This window comes from Azonexus sp. (assembly GCF_041909095.1).
Classification (GTDB): domain Bacteria; phylum Pseudomonadota; class Gammaproteobacteria; order Burkholderiales; family Rhodocyclaceae; genus Azonexus.
Genome location: NZ_JAYREB010000005.1, coordinates 155,595 through 171,180 on the forward strand (window position 1 = coordinate 155,595; position 15,586 = coordinate 171,180).

Sequence of the window (15,586 nt, forward strand, 5' to 3'; positions counted from 1 at the left end):
GCCGGCAGTTTGCGTACCGCTTTGAGCGACTGGCGCACCGTGCGCAGATTCCATGTCGGCACGGGTCACACAGAACCCACAACAGATGCCGGATATACGACTGCATGCGCTTCCGACCTGCCAGATCTATCGATCAGTTTCATTGCTTTTCGGGGGAGTCCATATAGGATGGTTAGGTCGCATTTTTGGCATCGATTTCCCGACAACGATTAATGGCCCGTTCAATTTGAGGAGAGGCGGTTTTTCCCGCAAGATGCCCAACCGTCTTTTCAAAGAACGGAAGTACACCGGAAGGGGTTTTTAGGACGCGGTTTAATTCGAGAGACAGCAAGACTACTGCTTGAAAGGCAGCGCCTGTATTTCGAATGATTTTATTCAGCTGATCTTCAGCACGTTGACATGCTTCTTGGGCAGGAAATCCTGGAATCGACTTGTGATGAACTAGTGCGTTACGTGTACGGGTCAGTGTGCGCAAAGAGTTAATGGCAGGACCATCCAGCTTCAATGTTTGGCCACAAATTAATGAAGGAACTACTACCCATTTGGCTACTAAATCTAGTTTATCGAGATAGGTGCTCGCGTAGTCATCACCAAGCTGGATAGCAGCTAGATCATAGATAGCTGCTTCACATGCCATACCGGCGAAGACGATTGTCTGGAAAGATGCATCGAGCAAGCGTCTTTCGCTAGCGAAATGCTCCTTGGGATCGCCATCTCCTGGAAATGGAACTAGATTCTTTTCGGCATAAAGGAACTGGTCGTACGATGACTCTGCAATACCATAGTAATGCCACGCCAAGGCATTCAATCGGCCCCAATGTTGCTGGACATGGTAATCGACAGTGTGTGTAACGATGGCCATCAGTGAGCCCTAACGAATGAAAGGGACTTCCCCGTCCCGAGGTAGCGGCGGAAGCCGCCCGCAGCGGTAGCTGCCATGATTAAGTTTCCACACCAAATCATTGGCTCGAAAGGGGAAGTCCATGGATATTGTCACCGTCGGCATCGATCGCCAAGAATGTATTCGCTTTGCATGGCGTTGACCAGAGCGGCAAAGCGGTTTTCATCGAGCCCAAGGTGGCGCGTAGCCAGGTGCTGGAAATGGTTGCCCACTTGCCGCCCTGCCTGATCGGCATGGAAGCCTGTTCCGGCGCGCACCACTGGGCAAGGGAATTCGGCCGCTACGGCCACACCGTCAAACTGATGGCCCCGAAGTTCGTGGTGCCGTACCGGATGAGTGGCAAACGCAGGAAGAACGACGCGGCCGACGCGGCCGCCATCTGCGAAGCCGTCACCCGGCCCAACATGCGCTTCGTGCCGGTCAAGGACGTCGATCAACAAGCCATCCTCTGCCTGCATCGCACCCGGCAAGGCTTTGTCGAAGAACGCACCGCGCTCTACAACCGCTTGCGCGGCCTGATCAGTGAATTCGGCATTGTGCTGCCGCAGCAAGTCGAACGCCTGCGGCGGGAAATCGGTGCCCATCTCGAAGCACTTCCCGGTTGTGCCAACCGCTGCGTCGGCGACCTGCTGGCTCACGCCGACCGGCTCAACGAACGCATCGAGGAATACGACAAAGCCGTTGCCCAGGCCGCCCGCCAGGACGCCAGAAGCCGGCAACTCATGCAACTCCCCGGCATCGGCCCGACCACGGCCAGCGCCCTGGTTGCCAGCCTGGGCTCCAAGATCGCTGCTGCCCGAAAACTGGCGTGCTGTTAAGCTGGCAGCGCAATTGAACTACTGACCGCTGTATTCAACGACCATGGATGCCTTCGATTTCCTCCGCTTCGCCTCGCTTTGCCTGCTGCTGGCGGGTGCCGAGACCTTGCACGGTATCGCCCGTACGGTTCTGCTTGCCCCCAGGGTGGGCAAGGTGCTGGCCATCAAGCTGAGTGTGGTGAGCGGCAGCTTGCTGGCGTTTGGGCTTTGCTTTTTTTTTGTTCCCGACATCGGCGCGGCGGGCATTGGCGAACATCTGATCCTTGGGCTTGGGCTGGCCGGGTTCATGGCTGCGTTCGACGTGGCTATCGGCAGGCTGCTCATGCACCTCAGGTGGTCGCGCATCTGGCGGGATTTTGATCCCCGCAGCGGCAACTACCTTTCCATCGGCCTGCTGTTGCTCGCCCTCTCCCCCGCCGTAGTCTGGTGGCTACGCGGCGGCAACAGTCTCACTGGTTGAACGGTTCGAACGTCGTGCCGCATCGGAGACAACGAAATGTTTTTCGCCACTTCGTTCCATCTTCTGCATTCAGATAATCATCGCTTGCGCCATAAAGCAAGGCAATTGGCAAAATCACCGCAGGAACGACCCAGAGCGGCCATTCGAAAATGACAGTTGCAGCAATGAGCGGCCAACCAATATACGACCAGTTCATTTTCCCTGGTGGTGCAGCATTAGTCGCGAGGAGGCTTGCCCAGTTACTCTTGGTGGTGGAACGCCCCAGATCCAAAGCACCGGAAATCGTCCAGATCGAATCGCGGGTTGAAGTACCAATCCGCTGCCCCGATTCGAAAATGATGGCAAGCGATTTGGTGTTTCGAGATCCACACACTGGGCAGTTGCAGTTTATCGGCATCGCCTTTTCCCCTTGAGGGTGCTGCGCAGGAAGGCTGAAAGCAGCATGAAGAATACAACCACGCCCAAAGTAGCCAGTAGCAGATACGTCTTGAGTAGCCAGCCACCCGCCTCGACAAGACACTTGCCGGAACCTGCCAATCTGTCCGACCAAGCAAACTGCGATGTCGCCTGAGCGGCAGTCGCGACATCGCTGTTGTAGTCAGTTTCTACTTTTCGGTCGAGTGCCATGGCGTTTGTCGACCTAGGCATCGACCTTGCGAAAAATCAGTGCGGCAATCACGTCGCTCCGATCAACAGTCGCTGCGTCGTTCTCGAAATCCGCAGGGTTTCTGGACAATCTAACCAGTTCGAAAACCCCCTGATAGGCCCACTGGTTAGTGCCCAGCTTCAGGAATACGGGTATTGATCCGCCTTGAGCCTCCAACCTTTCTGCCTTGGTGATGATTCGCGGACCATGCCCAACCAATATTTTTTCTGGGGCACCAGGGTTCATGTTCTTGGTGAAACAACCACAAAGAACCGTCTGCTTGCTCTGCGGCAGATAGGTGCCGCTTTTCGCGTCGCCACCAAACAGTTTGCAGATGAAATCGTGCGTGTAAATGTTCCCGATCTCAAGATTGCTGAGTGCATCCATGTTGTTCTCCCTCAAAATTTTGTTTTGCGACAACCAAACCATCACATCACTTTTTTCCCAGATCTGACCGCAAGCCAGATCAGCTATCGCTTTGGGAAACGAGGGGTCGCGCGCAACCCAGTTGTTGACTGCAGCCCTGCTGACCGATGCAAGTGCTGCTATTTCACTGATTCCAACCAATTCCATACCCAACCTCGTCTGTGAACAAAGTACACAGGAAATATACATATACGTGTGATCTATGTAAACAGCGACAGCTGATTTTCATGCCTGTAGTTACGCCTGAAAACTCCCCAAAGACCGCAATAGCCCGTTGAAATTATACAATCCGTGTATATAATTCGATATATACACGCAAAGTATAATTTTCGGAGCGCAGACAGCATGATCGACTGGCACTATCCCCGCCCCGAGCTGGCGCACGAGCATCTTGGCCGCTTGTTCGATCAAGGGCTGTCCCGCCTCGCCTTTTTCGGGCGGCGCCGGATCGGCAAGACGGAATACCTGCAGCGCGACCTGATTCCGGCGGCGGCGGAGAAAGGCGTGGTCAATACCTTTTATTGCTCGCTCTGGGAGAACAAGGACCAGCCCCACCTGGCGCTCATCCGGGCGCTGCAGGATGCGCTGCCCCCGCAGCGGGGCAAGCTCAGGGGGAAAGCCGGGCTCAATCTGGGCGTCATCGATTTTTCCGCCGAAGTGGAACGCGCCGACCGCCCCCGTCCGGCGCTGGCCAATGAATTGACGCTGGCCTCGGCGAGCTTCCAGCAATGGGTCAAGCACCTCGACGGGCGCCCCGGCCTGATCATTCTCGATGAAATCCAGCACCTGGCGACGTCGACGGCGTTCACCAGCTTCGCCGCCGCCCTGAGGACGATGCTGGACATGGCGCCGCCCAATATCGCGGTGATCTTCACCGGCTCGTCGCTCACCGATCTGCAGCGCCTGTTCAACGACCAGAAAGCGCCTTTCTTCAACTTCGCCACCGTGGTCGACTTTCCACTGCTGGAGCGCCCCTTTGTCGACCATCTGGCGCGCATTCACCGGGAAATCACCGGCCTGACGATGACAACGGCGCGGCTCTGGGAGCTGTTCGACCGCTCCGGACGCAATGCGCAGGTGATTACCGGCCTGGTCAGCCAGATGGTGCTGCGCAAATCGGTCGATATCGACGCCACCTGGGCGGACATCGAAACCGGACTGACCGGCGCCGGCGGCTGGTGCGAGCGGGCCTGGGCCGATCTCCTGCGGTCCGATCAGGCCGTGTATCTGCTGCTGCTCGAAGGCCAGGAACTGTTTTCGGAATCCTCGCTGGCGCTGTACGATGCGCTCGGCTTCTCGCGCGGTTCGGCCCAGCAGGCGATCAAGCGGCTGATCAACCGCAGCCTGATCATCCGCAACGGGCACGGGCGCTACGAGCGCATCGTGCCCATTCTGGATCAGTGGCTGAAACTCACCGGCAAGACCTCGCAAACCCTCACGCCACCGACGGCACACGCACCCTGACTACCGATGCCGATCGCGTCAGCCTGAAACAACTGCTGACCGAGATCGTCGACCACTACGGCTTCGAGATTCTCTACGCCTATCTCAACATCAACTGCTTCAACACCAACCCGAGCATCGAATCGAGCGTGAAGTTCCTCAAGAAGACGGACTGGGCGCGGGCAAAGGTCGAAGCCTTCTATCTGTACCAGTTCAAGAGCCTGCCGCGCGCCTCGGCCGAACAGTTCGAGCTGCCACCGCGCGACCGCATCATCCCCCGCGATCAACAGCCGGGCGCACCGGCCGAACTGAGCCTGGAAGATGCCGAACGCCTGCGTGAAAAACGCGCCAGGAAAGCCGCCGCCCACGACCGCGACGGCGGCCGCCCCCGGGCACCGAACCGCCAAGCAGCAACGGACAACGCCGATCCGTGGGCCAAGTGGCGGAAGTAGGGAAAGAGCCGCGCAGCGACAACATGCCGCTCAGGCAGCCACCCTTTGTACTTGTGGCTGCGGTTTACCTGAGTGCTCCGCCTGCCACAAATCGTAATCGGCCTGCATCCGCATCCACGTGTGCGCATCGCCCCCAAGCCACAAGGCGAGGCGTATCGCCAGATCGGCAGACACGCCGGCCCGCCCGTTGATGAAACGGGACAACTGAACCCGCGAAACGCCAAGCTGACGGGCGGCTTCAGTCACCGAAATTGCGAGCGCCGGCAGCACATCCTCACGCAGGATGTGTCCGGGATGCGGCGGATTGAACATGCTGCCCATACTGAAACCTCCTTCGAAGCCGGCTAGTGATAGTCCAGATAATCGACCAGCACGGCGTGTTCTCCATTGAAACAAAAAGTCATCCGCCAGTTCCCACTGACCCGGACCGACCAGTGTCCGGCTAGTGCACCTTCGAGTCCATGCAATCGCCAACCGGGTTTATCCATATCTTCCGGACCACTCGCCGCATTCAGCATCAGCAACTGACGCGCCAGTCGTGGAGCATGAGCTGCCTGAATGCCAGCCTTGCTACCGGTAAGGAAAAAGCGTTCGAGACCTTTATGGCGAAACTGCTTGATCATGAGCACAGCCTGCGTTGATTGTATCTCTACGCGATACAAAAAAACACTGAAGAATTAATGACAAAGAAATATATCGCCTTGTCGGTTTTACGACAAGCAACGCACGAGAACCAGAGAACAATAAATTAATCACTAAAATTCAATAGCTTAAAAACTGGCACCTCCCTTGCTACAGAGATGGCAAGGAGATTCCCATGAGCCAGCCCAGCTTCGTCACCATCAACGACACCACCCTGCGCGACGGTGAGCAGTCGGCCGGGGTTGCCTTTTCGCTGGCGGAGAAGCTGGACATCGCCCGCCGCCTCGACGCCATCGGCGTACCCGAGCTGGAGGTCGGCATTCCGGCCATGGGTGCCGAGGAGCGCGAGTCGATCCGGGCGGTTGCCGGGCTCGGCCTGAATGCCCGGCTGATGGTGTGGAGCCGCATGCACGCGGCCGACATCACCGCCAGCGCCAATCTGGGCGCGCACCTGATCGACATTTCGGTGCCGGCGTCCGACCAGCACCTGGCCTACAAGCTGAAGCAGGAACGGAGCTGGCTGCTGCGCGAGCTGCCGCGCTACATCGGCATGGCGCTCGACCTCGGGCTGGAAGTCGGTGTCGGTTGCGAGGATGCCTCGCGCGCCGATCTGGAATTCCTGTGCGCGCTGGCCGCCACTGCCGAACGTGCCGGCGCCCGCCGCCTGCGCTTTGCCGACACACTGGGCATCCTCGAACCCTTCACCACCTTTGATCGCATTTCGACCTTGCGCGCCCGCACCGGGCTGGAGATCGAGATGCACGCCCACGACGACCTGGGCCTGGCCACGGCCAACACCCTGGCCGCCTGCAAGGCCGGGGCGACGCACGTCAATACCACGGTCAACGGCCTGGGCGAACGCGCCGGCAATGCGCCGCTGGAAGAAGTCGTGCTCGGGTTGAAGAAGCTGCACGGCATCGACACCGGCGTCGAACTGCGCGCCTTCCCGGCGCTGTCGGCTGCCGTCGCCAGCGCTTCCGGGCGCGCCGTGCCCTGGCAGAAGAGCGTCGTCGGCGCCGGCGCCTTCACCCACGAGGCCGGCATCCATGTCGATGGCCTGCTCAAGCATCCGGACAACTACCAGGGCTTCGACCCGCGCGAAGTCGGCCAGGCGCACCGCATCGTGCTCGGCAAGCATTCCGGCTCGCGCGCGGTCCAGGTCGTCTATCGCGAACTCGGCATCGAGCTCGGTGAGGAGCAGGCGCAAGCCCTGCTCGCCAGCGTCCGCAATTTTGTCGCCGCCCACAAGCACCCGCCGGAGGCCGCCGATCTGCTCGGCCTGCTGGCTTCTTCCAGGAGTCCGCTCCATGTCTGAAGCGATGACCATGACCGCACCGAATCCTTCCGCTCCCGGCCTGTGGGCCACCCTCAAGGAAGACCTGGCCTGCGTCTTCGAACGCGACCCGGCTGCCCGCTCGACGCTGGAAGTGCTGACCACCTACCCCGGCGTCCATGCCATCCTCGCCCATCGCCTGGCGCACAAGCTGTGGCGCGGCGGCTGGCGCTACAGCGCCCGCCTGTTGTCCTTCGCCGGCCGCCTGCTGACCAATGTCGACATCCACCCCGGCGCCACCATCGGCCGCCGCTTCTTCATCGACCACGGCGCCTGCGTGGTGATCGGTGAAACAGCGGAGATCGGCGACGATGTCACCCTCTACCACGGCGTCACCCTGGGCGGCACTTCGTGGAACAAGGGCAAGCGCCATCCGACCCTGGCCGACGGCGTGGTGGTCGGCGCCGGCGCCAAGATTCTCGGGCCGATCAGCATCGGCGAGCGCGTCCGCGTCGGCGCCAACTCGGTGGTGGTCAAGGACGTGCCGGCCGACCGTACCGTGGTCGGCATTCCCGGCCGCATCGTCGATACCCGCCTGGCCCGCCCGGCCGGCAAGGGCATCAACCTCGACCACAACGTCCTGCCCGACCCGGTGGCGCGTTCGATTGCCTGCCTGATCGAACGCATCGACACGCTGGAGAACGAACTCGCCGCATTGCGCCAGCAACCGGCGCCGACCCACGGCGGCGAATGCCAGACCTGCTCGGCCGGCGACCTGTGCTGCGAGAGCGAGGCGATGCACTGACATGGACCTGCTCGATTTCGCCGACGACACGCTGTATTTCGAGGAGCCGCTGGCCGCCGAGGCCGCTGCGCTGCTCGTCCAGGCAGCCAACGCTTACGGCGAGCCGAGCGCCGAGCTGGCGCTGCTGCGTGCCCACCTGCTGGCGCCCGACAGCCTGACCGTGCTGGTCGGCATCTACCGCTACTACTTCTACCAGCACCGACTGGACGACGCGCTGCAAGTCGCCGAACTCGCGATGCAGCTGTCCGGCCGCCGGCTCGGCCTGCCGGCCTGGGAGCACATCGACGAGACGCGACTGGCGGCGGCTGCCGCCAACTCCTTCGGCATGCTGCGCTTCTACCTGCTGGCACTGAAGGCGGCGAGCGTCGTCCTGCTCCGTCTCGGCCGCATTGCCGATTCTCGCCAGCGCCTGTGCAAGCTGGCGGCGCTCGACAGCCGCGACCAGCTCGGCGCCGGCAAGCTGCTTGAAGTGGTCGACGCCTTCCGTAGCAACACGGAAGACGACGAGAACATTCCCGATCTGAAACTTGTTGCAGCCTGAGGAGGCATCATGGAAGACACCCTGACCCTGGCCGAAGCGATGGAAGAGCTGGTCTCTGCCGAAGACTTCCTGGACTATTTCGGCATCCCCTACGAAGCCTCGGTGGTCCAGGTGAACCGCCTGCACATCCTGCAGCGCTTCCACGACTACCTGGCCCGCCAGGCCCCCAACCTGCCGCCGGAAGAGGAGCAGCAACGCGCCATCTACCGGCTCTGGCTGGAACGCGCCTACCAGGACTTCACGGTCTCCGACGCGCTGACCGAGAAGGTCTTCGCCGTCTTCCAGCACGTTGCCAAGCCGGACGGCGGCATGAGCTCCTTCGTCTCGCTGGACAAGGTCTTCCGGCAATGAGACCGCGCTGGGAATACGGCGACACCGTGCGCCTGATCCGCAATGTGCGCAACGACGGCACCTATCCGGGCATGGACACCGGCGAACCGCTGGTGCGTCGTGGCAGCACCGGCGTCGTCGTCGATGTCGGCACCTTCCTGCAGGATCAGATCATCTACTCGGTGAACTTCCTCGAGCAGGGCAGGATCGTCGGCTGCCGCGAGGAGGAGCTGATCGACATCGACGAAACCTGGACGCCGTCGCGTTTCGAGTTTCGGGAAAAGGTGCGCAGCGCCCGCCAGCTCGCCGTGGACGGCAAGGTCCTGGTCGAACTCGGGGCGATCGGCGAAGTGATCAAGGTGATCCGCGACGCGCCGGGCGGCGTTGCCTATCACATCCATTTCGACTGCCTGCCGGGACGCATCCTGCAGATTCCGGAGGCGACACTGGAACCCCTCGTTGCCGGGGAGCAAGACCATGCAGCATGCCTACCTTGAACTGAAACTTTCCTGGGAACTCTTCCACAAGGGCCCGGACACCCTGAGCGATCCGGAACGTCATCGCCTGAGCGAAGTGGCGACGCGTCAGGACGGCATCGAGCAACGCATCCTGGCCAGTCCGCAGGCCACCCACGTGCTCGTCCCGGCGCCGACGCTGCAGACGCGCATCGGCGAAATCCGCAAGCGCTATCCGGACACCGACGCCTACACCCAGGATCTCGAACGCATCGGCCTGAACGAGGCCGAGCTGGCCAAGGCGGTCGAACGCGATCTGCGCGTCGAAGCCGTGCTCGACCGCGTCGCCGCTAGCGAAGCGCCGGTCAGCGAAATCGATGCGGAAATCTACTACCGCCTCCACCCGGACGCCTTCGATCGGCCCGAGGCGCGTCGCCTGCGCCACATCCTGCTCACCTACAACAGCCCGCAACAGGCCGCCGAGGCTCGCCGGACGCTCGAGAAACTGCGCCAGACGGCAAGCAGCGCGGAACAGTTTGCTGCCGCCGCGCTACGTCATTCACAGTGCCCGACCGCGCTCGAAGGCGGGCTGCTCGGCGTCGTCCGCCGCCAGCAGCTGTATCCGGAACTCGAAGCGGCGGCGTTCAGCCTGAGCGAAAACAGCATCAGTGCCGTCCTCGAATCGGAAGTCGGCCTGCACATCCTGCGTTGCGACGAAATCCTGCCCAGCGGCCTGCTGCCTTTCGCCGAAGTGCGCCAGCGCATCATCGACAGGCTGACCGAGAAACGGCGTCAGGAAGCGCAGAAACGCTGGATCAAGGCGCTACTGGCGAATCGACGCCAGGCCGCTTGATGGCGTCGGCGAAATCCACCTCGACCCGGTTGCGGCCCGCCTGCTTGGCCCGGTAAAGCGCCGCGTCGGCACGTTGCAGGGGCTGTTCCGGATCGCAGTCGCCGGTCCGGAACAGGGTGACACCGATACTGACGGTGATGGCAATCTCGCCGACGCTGGTTTTCGCCGGCTCGCTGGCGATGTTCTGGCGCAGGCGCTCGGCCGTCGCCTGCGCGGCCCGCTCATCGTCGCCCGGCAGGACGACGGCAAATTCCTCGCCGCCGAGCCGGCCGGCGACGTCGACGCGGCGCAGCGAGCGGCGCAACACTTCGGCAAAATGCCGCAGCACTTCGTCACCGACCGCATGCCCCCAGGTATCGTTGACCCGCTTGAACCAGTCGAGGTCGATCATCAGCAGCGCCGCCTCATGGCCGTTGCGTTGCCAGCGATTGATCTCGACCCCCAGCAGTTCCAGGAAATAGCCCCGGTTGTTCAGGCCGGTCAGGGTATCGGTGCGCGCCAGCCGGGTCAGCGCCGCTTCCTTTTCCTTGAGCTCGCCGATATCGTGGAAGACGACCACAGCGCCGGTATAGACCATGCCTTCGCGGATCGGTGACACCGTCATGCGCACCGGGAAGATGCTGTTGTCGCTGCGCCGCAACCACTCCTCCTGGGTTCGCGTCCGGCCGTCGATCAGGGTCAGCACCACCGGACAGGCAGCCTCCTCGCACGGCGCCCCGTCCGGACCGCGCAGGTGGATCAAGGCATGCAGCCGCCGACCGACGACATCGGCCTGGGTGTAGCCCAGCATCTTCTGCGCTGCCGGATTGATGAAGGTCACCACCTGATCGCGGTCGACGCCGAAGATCCCCTCGCCTGCAGTGAGCAGCAGGACCTCGTTCTGGTGCGACAGGTCGCTGACCCGGGCGGTCTGCTCGGCCAGCTGGTTCTGCCACTCGCGACGCGAGGCGCGAACCAGGAAAAAGAGCAGGAACTGGGTAACGAGGTAGGCGATGAGCAGGTTCTGCGCTGCCCGACGCTTGAAGTCGTGCATGCCGCTGATGATGCCGCCGACCTCCTGCCAGATCAGCACCGAGCCGATCGCCGCCCGCTGCGGCTCGAGTCGGCCGGGATAGTCGCGCAGCGGAAAACGGATCAACTGAAAATCGCGGCCTTCGTGGCGCAGCAGGTCACTGCGGAAACTCCCGGTATATGCCGGCAGCACACGCGCCGCCATCCAGTCGGCGAGTTCGCCGCGCGACGCCGCCAGCAGGTAGCAGCAGGAACCCGGGCGCTCGGTCGGCGCTGGTGGCCGATAGCCTTCCCACATCGCATCGGTGACCGCCTGCGGATCGAGCAGCACCCCGAAACCGACCGCCGTGCGCTCGCTGAGACGGGCGATGTAGCCGTCGAAGGCAATGCCGATTTCCATCACGCCAAGCAGTCTTTCCTGACCGTCGGACAGACGGTCGATCACCGGCGCGGCGCCACGCACCCCGGCAAATGCGCGGCCGGTCTCGAAACCGCTGGCCGGCTGACGCGATTGCTCGACATTGCCAAGCAGGATGCGCAATGCGCCAAGATCGTCGCCAAACTGCTCCGGCGCATGGAAACGCAGGAAGGAACGCGTCCCCGGCAGCAGGAACTGCATCTGCCGGACACCGATTTCGCGCTGCAGGTAAATCCAGTGCTGCTGCAGATGCGCCGCCAGATCGGCGCGCAGCGCTGCCGCTCGCTTGCCACCACCGCCGCCGCCCTCGGCGCCAACCGCCGCGCCGGCCTCCCGCAACAAGCGGATGGTTTGCGGGTCGGCCGCCAGCATCCCGGCCAGCGCCATCATCTGCTGCTCCAGTTCGCCCTGCGACAACTCGTAGGCCGTCTTCAGACGCCGCGCCTCACTATCCAGGCTCTCGGCCAGCCGATCGTCGGCCAGCCGGGAACCGAGCAGCGCAACGCCGGCAAAAATGGACATCAGCAGCAGGCTGGCCAGCGCGACGATGACGCGATAGGACATGGGAGGGACGCCAAGTTGAACTCAGCGCATTATAGGCACCGCCCTCCCTTGCCAGTGTTGATATTTTTTGCAGAAAACCTTACCAGGCCGGCGTTGCGACCGCCGGCGGCGGCGCTGGCGGCTCCGGCAACCAGGCGCCACTGGCGGCATAAACTGCCAGCCCGGCCAGCGCCAGCGCCAGCAGCAGCGCCAGCCAGCCGCCGCCCCGGGCCGGCTCGCCGTCCGTCACTTCCTTCCAGCCGGTCACCATCGGCTTGACCAGGTTGTCCTTCTTCACCCGGGCGTAGAAGCCGATGGCCGCGACGTGCAGCACCACCAGCAGGATCAGCAGATTGATCACCAGCTTGTGCCAGCCGGTCGCCAGATTGCTCAGATCGCGGCCGACGAGCTCGTACAGCGGACCGACAAAGGCGATGTCGTCGTTGGCCACCAGCCCGGTCAGCAACTGGACGATCAGCACGCCGAGCAGGGCAAACACCGACAGCGCCCCCAGCGGATTGTGACCGACGCTGCCATGCTTCCCGCTGCGCAGGTAAGCCGCAATCCGCGCCGGCGTCGGAAAGAACTGGCCAAAACGGGCATAAGTCGAACCGACCACGCCCCAGACCAGGCGAAAGGCGATCAGGCCGGCCAGTCCGACGCCGATCCGCCCATGCCAGTCGATCAGGTTGCCACCGACCTTGCCAGTCACCACCAGGCCGACCACCGCCAGCACCAGCAACCAGTGGAACAAACGGGTCGGCAAGTCCCAGACCCGGATTTTCTTGCTGTTCATCTGCACACCTCTTCCATGCCCAGGCGCCAACGACAAGGGCGCCTTGCGGCGCCCCGGTCACTGCGTACGAGACGCCGGCGTATTACTTGTTGTCCTTGCGGTAATCGTCGTGGCAAGCCTTGCAGGTGCCACCGACCTTGCCGAACGCCGTCTTGACCGCAGCTGCGTCGCCGCTGGCGGCAACCTTGGCCAGTTCGTTGGCGGCCTGGTTGAAATCACCGGCCAGCTTGCCGACCTTCGGACCATCGGTGAACAGTTCCGGCTTGACACGGGTCTCGGCCCAGCCCTTGCCCTTGTCGCTACCCGGCACATAGAGGGCGCCCATCCCGGAATTGGCGATCGCCTGGATGACGTTGGCCGCCTTGACCACCTCATCCTTGTTATAGCTACCTTCCAGATTGGCCTTGATCCGGCCCATGCTCCAGCCCATCGTGGCATATGCCGACTGGCGCCACTTGATGGCGTCCTCGACCTTGACCTGGGCGTGTGCGGTGGCGACGGTCGCGGTGGCGACCAGGGCTAGCAGCAACTTGCGTTTCATCGTTGTATCTCCGTTGTGTTGAAGGAAAATGATTGATTTGTCGAACCACGACTCCCCCGAAGTTCCCTGGCGGATTATACGCAGCCGTCCTGCCCGCGCGCGGCTCGCTCGCTGACCGATATTCACGGAAACGTTGAATGAAATCGAACGATAAGCCAATGGCAATCATCCGCCGACACGGCAGCAGCACCGGTGAGCGCGCTTCCACGCTAAGCTGGCGGCACGACATCCTGCCGGAGTACGCATGAAACGCGACGCCAACTGCCCGCTCTGCGGCGCCAAACTACCACCGTCGGCCTGGCTCGACGCCTGCGACGAACTGCTCGACAGCGCCGCGGCCATCCTCGCCGCCCGCTGCCCGGCCTGCCAGGGCCGCCTCGAAATCCTGGCGCAAACCGGCAGTCTGCAGCTCGGCTACCGCAACGGCAAGCATTTCACCGCGGCGCTCAGCCTTGACTATCCCGGGCTGCAGGTCGAAATCACCGATGGTCGGCTCTATCTGCGGGCGGAGGAGCGGGAGTGGGTATTTGTCGAGGCGGAGGACTGAGCGGTTTCCGGGCTCAGCAGGCTCGGCACAGCGGCGACAAAGCGGGGACATGGGCAACGCGCCGGGTTCTGCGCCTAACGCGCTGGGAGGGGTTGGTTTTCGGATCCGCTGTTTTCTGCCGCTGAGCGGCGGGCGGCTTTGGTTTCTGAAGCGCTGTTTTCCGCGCCTGACGCGCGGGCGTACTTTTTCTTGTGTGGCTGAAGAAAAAGTAGCCAAAAAGAAGGCCACCCCCAGGTCGGCGCCGGGCTGCGCCCGGTCCCTTGCGCTACTCGGCGCGCCGGGCGGCTGCGGAACTCGGCCCTGCGGGCCTCAGACAGTCCTCGCCGACTTCCCCCGGCACCCCTGCGTTGCTCAGCGCCTCTCAGGGGGGCCCCGAAAAACGTCTCTGCTGAGCGGCCAAGGTTTAAACCTTCTCGTTTTCCGTTCCGCTCGGTTTGCCGGGCCACTTGGGAGGCGCCGAGCAACGCAGGCGTTGGCGGAAAAAGGGCGAGCACTGTCTGAGCCGCGCAGCGGCGAGTTGCGCAGCCCCCGCCAACGACGAGTAGCGCAGGGTACCCGCGTAGCGGGCGCCGACCTAGGGTCGCCTTCTTCTTTGGCTACTTTCTTCTTGGCGAAGCAAGAAGAAAGTACGCCCGCCGGTCAACGGCGGAACCCAGCGGCTCAGCAACCAAACACGCCCGCCCGTCAGGCGCAAAAAAACGGCGGTCGAAAAACCAAATCCGCCCGCGCCAGCAAGAAAATCAAGCTGCCTGAAACACAAAGGAAATCTTTTCTATCTTCCCGAATTCGATCTGCTGCTCGAGCGGAATGCGGAAATATTTCCCTTGCTCCGCATCCAGTGCAAACGGGATCTTCGTCCGGCCGATTTCCTTGTCCAGCACGTCGTACACCGTAACCTTGAGAAAGCCTTCCACCTTCCGTTCGGCAACGAGATAGGCGTCGATGCCGCGATTCTCGGGTTCCGTACCCGGCGGCGTTTCCTGAACCGCCGTCACCTGAACCCCAGCCGCCGCCAGCGAGGCATCCCCGGCGATGCGCTTGTCGGATTTCGCGACGCCTTTCTTGACCCCGTTGACGATATTGCCCAGGCCACTGGTCACGGATTCGGCCGCTGCGCCGCCCTTTTCTTCCAGCGCCGCACCGACCCCTTTGACGAGGTCGATTTTTTCCGCCGCCATTTCCTTGCCTTTTTCTTCTGCCGTCTTCGACGAACAGCCAAACGTCATGCAAGAAACAAGCACCGAAACCACCGCCAGAACGGGCCTTACCCGTCGATCAAAAAATTCCACGCTGCCACTCCCGAATAAAAATTATCGAGGCGGCATTATGAAATAAAACCCGGGATCAGGCGCGCAGCACAAGCATCACACCGCGAAAACGTGCTTCACCCGCAAGGCCGGCGCACCGGCCTCGATCTGCAGAAGACGGGCGATGTTCGGGTGCTTGCCGGGGTTGGCGCGTTCGTCTTCGCCATGCTCGGCGAAGATTTCGATGCCCTTCTTCGCGGCTTCGACGTTGATCGAGCCGTAGGTCTGAGCAAGGTGATTGTAGACAGCAAGCGAGCCCTGGCTGCCGGACTTGTTCTCGATGCTGGCGACGACATTGCCGTCGGCATCGAGCAGGTTGAGGGCGGCGAGGTGCGAAATACCGGGAAGTTTCTTGAGGTTTTCAGCGAAAGACATGGC

Annotated in this window: 21 protein-coding genes and 1 pseudogene; 11 read left to right on the top strand and 11 right to left on the bottom strand. The window is 62.2% G+C overall.

The annotated features are described in order from the left end of the window. Window positions 1–172: 172 nt before the first annotated feature. A complete protein-coding gene (locus tag ACE3OV_RS11645) occupies window positions 173–862 on the bottom strand; it encodes a hypothetical protein (protein ID WP_374327297.1) in 690 nt (229 codons plus the stop codon). 121 nt (window positions 863–983) lie between these two features. Between ACE3OV_RS11645 and ACE3OV_RS11650 the strand changes: the two are divergent. Together ACE3OV_RS11650 and ACE3OV_RS11655 are read left to right on the top strand one after the other, a co-directional pair. After that, window positions 984–1,683, top strand: a pseudogene (locus tag ACE3OV_RS11650) (IS110 family transposase); the annotation flags it as partial. 79 nt (window positions 1,684–1,762) lie between these two features. Next, window positions 1,763–2,179 carry a hypothetical protein gene (locus tag ACE3OV_RS11655; RefSeq protein WP_374327299.1) on the top strand — a complete coding sequence of 139 codons (417 nt, stop codon included), beginning with the start codon at window positions 1,763–1,765 and terminating at the stop codon, window positions 2,177–2,179. Here ACE3OV_RS11655 and ACE3OV_RS11660 read toward each other — a convergent pair. Genes ACE3OV_RS11660 through ACE3OV_RS11670 form a run of 3 tightly spaced genes read right to left on the bottom strand, consistent with a single transcriptional unit; the run spans window position 2,169 to window position 3,398 of the window. Then, window positions 2,169–2,576, bottom strand: a complete 408-nt coding sequence (locus tag ACE3OV_RS11660; RefSeq protein ID WP_374327301.1) for a hypothetical protein — start codon at window positions 2,574–2,576, stop codon at window positions 2,169–2,171. The two genes, ACE3OV_RS11655 and ACE3OV_RS11660, sit on opposite strands and share 11 nt — an antisense overlap. After that, window positions 2,567–2,806, bottom strand: a complete 240-nt coding sequence (locus ACE3OV_RS11665) for a hypothetical protein (RefSeq protein ID WP_374327303.1) — start codon at window positions 2,804–2,806, stop codon at window positions 2,567–2,569. The genes ACE3OV_RS11660 and ACE3OV_RS11665 overlap by 10 nt, the downstream gene beginning before the upstream one ends. A gap of 13 nt (window positions 2,807–2,819) precedes the next feature. Then, entirely contained in the window at window positions 2,820–3,398 is a 579-nt protein-coding gene (locus tag ACE3OV_RS11670) for a hypothetical protein (RefSeq protein ID WP_374327305.1), read from the bottom strand. A gap of 198 nt (window positions 3,399–3,596) precedes the next feature. Between ACE3OV_RS11670 and ACE3OV_RS11675 the strand changes: the two genes are divergently transcribed. Both ACE3OV_RS11675 and ACE3OV_RS11680 read left to right on the top strand, forming a co-directional pair. Beyond that, window positions 3,597–4,715 (top strand): hypothetical protein, encoded by a 1,119-nt coding sequence (locus ACE3OV_RS11675; protein WP_374327307.1) that lies wholly within the window; start codon window positions 3,597–3,599, stop codon window positions 4,713–4,715. Next, window positions 4,652–5,146: a VF530 family DNA-binding protein gene (locus ACE3OV_RS11680; protein ID WP_374327309.1), complete on the top strand. Its 495-nt coding sequence runs from the start codon at window positions 4,652–4,654 to the stop codon at window positions 5,144–5,146. The genes ACE3OV_RS11675 and ACE3OV_RS11680 overlap by 64 nt, the downstream gene beginning before the upstream one ends. 30 nt (window positions 5,147–5,176) lie before the next feature. Here the strand turns inward: ACE3OV_RS11680 and ACE3OV_RS11685 are convergent, their stop codons facing one another. Beyond that, window positions 5,177–5,467 (bottom strand): HigA family addiction module antitoxin, encoded by a 291-nt coding sequence (locus tag ACE3OV_RS11685; protein WP_374327311.1) that lies wholly within the window; start codon window positions 5,465–5,467, stop codon window positions 5,177–5,179. A gap of 23 nt (window positions 5,468–5,490) precedes the next feature. Further along, on the bottom strand, window positions 5,491–5,769 hold the full coding sequence (locus tag ACE3OV_RS11690; RefSeq protein WP_374327313.1) for a type II toxin-antitoxin system RelE/ParE family toxin: 279 nt from the start codon (window positions 5,767–5,769) through the stop codon (window positions 5,491–5,493). A gap of 194 nt (window positions 5,770–5,963) precedes the next feature. Here ACE3OV_RS11690 and nifV point away from each other — a divergent pair, with 194 nt between their 5' ends. From nifV to nifM, 6 genes are read left to right on the top strand one after another with little or no spacing between them, the layout of a single operon-like run. After that, window positions 5,964–7,103, top strand: coding sequence for a homocitrate synthase (gene nifV / locus ACE3OV_RS11695; protein ID WP_374327315.1), 1,140 nt, complete (start codon window positions 5,964–5,966; stop codon window positions 7,101–7,103). 40 nt (window positions 7,104–7,143) lie between these two features. Further along, window positions 7,144–7,866, top strand: a complete 723-nt coding sequence (cysE, locus tag ACE3OV_RS11700) for a serine O-acetyltransferase (protein WP_374327449.1) — start codon at window positions 7,144–7,146, stop codon at window positions 7,864–7,866. Window position 7,867: 1 nt separating this feature from the next. After that, a complete protein-coding gene (locus ACE3OV_RS11705) occupies window positions 7,868–8,407 on the top strand; it encodes a hypothetical protein (protein ID WP_374327316.1) in 540 nt (179 codons plus the stop codon). A gap of 9 nt (window positions 8,408–8,416) precedes the next feature. Beyond that, window positions 8,417–8,758, top strand: coding sequence for a nitrogenase-stabilizing/protective protein NifW (nifW, locus tag ACE3OV_RS11710; RefSeq protein WP_374327317.1), 342 nt, complete (start codon window positions 8,417–8,419; stop codon window positions 8,756–8,758). Beyond that, entirely contained in the window at window positions 8,755–9,234 is a 480-nt protein-coding gene (locus ACE3OV_RS11715) for a nitrogen fixation protein NifZ (RefSeq protein WP_374327318.1), read from the top strand. The genes nifW and ACE3OV_RS11715 overlap by 4 nt, the downstream gene beginning before the upstream one ends. Beyond that, window positions 9,215–10,045, top strand: a complete 831-nt coding sequence (nifM, locus tag ACE3OV_RS11720; RefSeq protein ID WP_374327319.1) for a nitrogen fixation protein NifM — start codon at window positions 9,215–9,217, stop codon at window positions 10,043–10,045. Before ACE3OV_RS11715 ends, nifM begins: the two co-directional genes overlap by 20 nt. Here nifM and ACE3OV_RS11725 read toward each other — a convergent pair. From ACE3OV_RS11725 to ACE3OV_RS11735, 3 genes are all read right to left on the bottom strand, one after another. Continuing rightward, window positions 10,008–12,038, bottom strand: a complete 2,031-nt coding sequence (locus ACE3OV_RS11725; RefSeq protein WP_374327320.1) for a diguanylate cyclase — start codon at window positions 12,036–12,038, stop codon at window positions 10,008–10,010. The genes nifM and ACE3OV_RS11725 overlap by 38 nt on opposite strands. Window positions 12,039–12,117: 79 nt before the next feature. After that, window positions 12,118–12,813 (bottom strand): cytochrome b/b6 domain-containing protein, encoded by a 696-nt coding sequence (locus ACE3OV_RS11730; RefSeq protein ID WP_374327322.1) that lies wholly within the window; start codon window positions 12,811–12,813, stop codon window positions 12,118–12,120. Between the two features lie 82 nt (window positions 12,814–12,895). Continuing rightward, window positions 12,896–13,354 carry a cytochrome c gene (locus ACE3OV_RS11735; protein WP_374327324.1) on the bottom strand — a complete coding sequence of 153 codons (459 nt, stop codon included), beginning with the start codon at window positions 13,352–13,354 and terminating at the stop codon, window positions 12,896–12,898. Window positions 13,355–13,598: 244 nt separating this feature from the next. Here ACE3OV_RS11735 and ACE3OV_RS11740 point away from each other — a divergent pair, with 244 nt between their 5' ends. Next, the gene (locus ACE3OV_RS11740) at window positions 13,599–13,901 is read left to right on the top strand and encodes a hypothetical protein (RefSeq protein ID WP_374327325.1); all 303 of its coding nucleotides are present in this window, start codon (window positions 13,599–13,601) and stop codon (window positions 13,899–13,901) included. Window positions 13,902–14,641: 740 nt separating this feature from the next. On the opposite strand, the gene ACE3OV_RS11745 is transcribed toward ACE3OV_RS11740, so the two are convergent. Together ACE3OV_RS11745 and ACE3OV_RS11750 are read right to left on the bottom strand one after the other, a co-directional pair. Beyond that, entirely contained in the window at window positions 14,642–15,190 is a 549-nt protein-coding gene (locus ACE3OV_RS11745) for a hypothetical protein (RefSeq protein WP_374327326.1), read from the bottom strand. A gap of 75 nt (window positions 15,191–15,265) precedes the next feature. Beyond that, window positions 15,266–15,583: a DUF2322 family protein gene (locus ACE3OV_RS11750; RefSeq protein ID WP_374327327.1), complete on the bottom strand. Its 318-nt coding sequence runs from the start codon at window positions 15,581–15,583 to the stop codon at window positions 15,266–15,268. Between the last annotated feature and the right edge of the window lie 3 nt (window positions 15,584–15,586).

Excerpts from the sequence above, each read along its gene's own strand:
- ACE3OV_RS11645 (WP_374327297.1), bottom strand. The coding sequence starts at position 862 with ATGGCCATCGTTACACACACTGTCGATTACCATGTCCAGCAACATTGG.
- ACE3OV_RS11655 (WP_374327299.1), top strand. The coding sequence starts at position 1,763 with ATGGATGCCTTCGATTTCCTCCGCTTCGCCTCGCTTTGCCTGCTGCTG.
- ACE3OV_RS11660 (WP_374327301.1), bottom strand. The coding sequence starts at position 2,576 with ATGCCGATAAACTGCAACTGCCCAGTGTGTGGATCTCGAAACACCAAA.
- ACE3OV_RS11665 (WP_374327303.1), bottom strand. The coding sequence starts at position 2,806 with ATGGCACTCGACCGAAAAGTAGAAACTGACTACAACAGCGATGTCGCG.
- ACE3OV_RS11670 (WP_374327305.1), bottom strand. The coding sequence starts at position 3,398 with ATGGAATTGGTTGGAATCAGTGAAATAGCAGCACTTGCATCGGTCAGC.
- ACE3OV_RS11675 (WP_374327307.1), top strand. The coding sequence starts at position 3,597 with ATGATCGACTGGCACTATCCCCGCCCCGAGCTGGCGCACGAGCATCTT.
- ACE3OV_RS11685 (WP_374327311.1), bottom strand. The coding sequence starts at position 5,467 with ATGGGCAGCATGTTCAATCCGCCGCATCCCGGACACATCCTGCGTGAG.
- ACE3OV_RS11690 (WP_374327313.1), bottom strand. The coding sequence starts at position 5,769 with ATGATCAAGCAGTTTCGCCATAAAGGTCTCGAACGCTTTTTCCTTACC.
- nifV (WP_374327315.1), top strand. The coding sequence starts at position 5,964 with ATGAGCCAGCCCAGCTTCGTCACCATCAACGACACCACCCTGCGCGAC.
- ACE3OV_RS11705 (WP_374327316.1), top strand. The coding sequence starts at position 7,868 with ATGGACCTGCTCGATTTCGCCGACGACACGCTGTATTTCGAGGAGCCG.
- nifW (WP_374327317.1), top strand. The coding sequence starts at position 8,417 with ATGGAAGACACCCTGACCCTGGCCGAAGCGATGGAAGAGCTGGTCTCT.
- ACE3OV_RS11715 (WP_374327318.1), top strand. The coding sequence starts at position 8,755 with ATGAGACCGCGCTGGGAATACGGCGACACCGTGCGCCTGATCCGCAAT.
- nifM (WP_374327319.1), top strand. The coding sequence starts at position 9,215 with ATGCAGCATGCCTACCTTGAACTGAAACTTTCCTGGGAACTCTTCCAC.
- ACE3OV_RS11725 (WP_374327320.1), bottom strand. The coding sequence starts at position 12,038 with ATGTCCTATCGCGTCATCGTCGCGCTGGCCAGCCTGCTGCTGATGTCC.
- ACE3OV_RS11730 (WP_374327322.1), bottom strand. The coding sequence starts at position 12,813 with ATGAACAGCAAGAAAATCCGGGTCTGGGACTTGCCGACCCGTTTGTTC.
- ACE3OV_RS11735 (WP_374327324.1), bottom strand. The coding sequence starts at position 13,354 with ATGAAACGCAAGTTGCTGCTAGCCCTGGTCGCCACCGCGACCGTCGCC.
- ACE3OV_RS11740 (WP_374327325.1), top strand. The coding sequence starts at position 13,599 with ATGAAACGCGACGCCAACTGCCCGCTCTGCGGCGCCAAACTACCACCG.
- ACE3OV_RS11750 (WP_374327327.1), bottom strand. The coding sequence starts at position 15,583 with ATGTCTTTCGCTGAAAACCTCAAGAAACTTCCCGGTATTTCGCACCTC.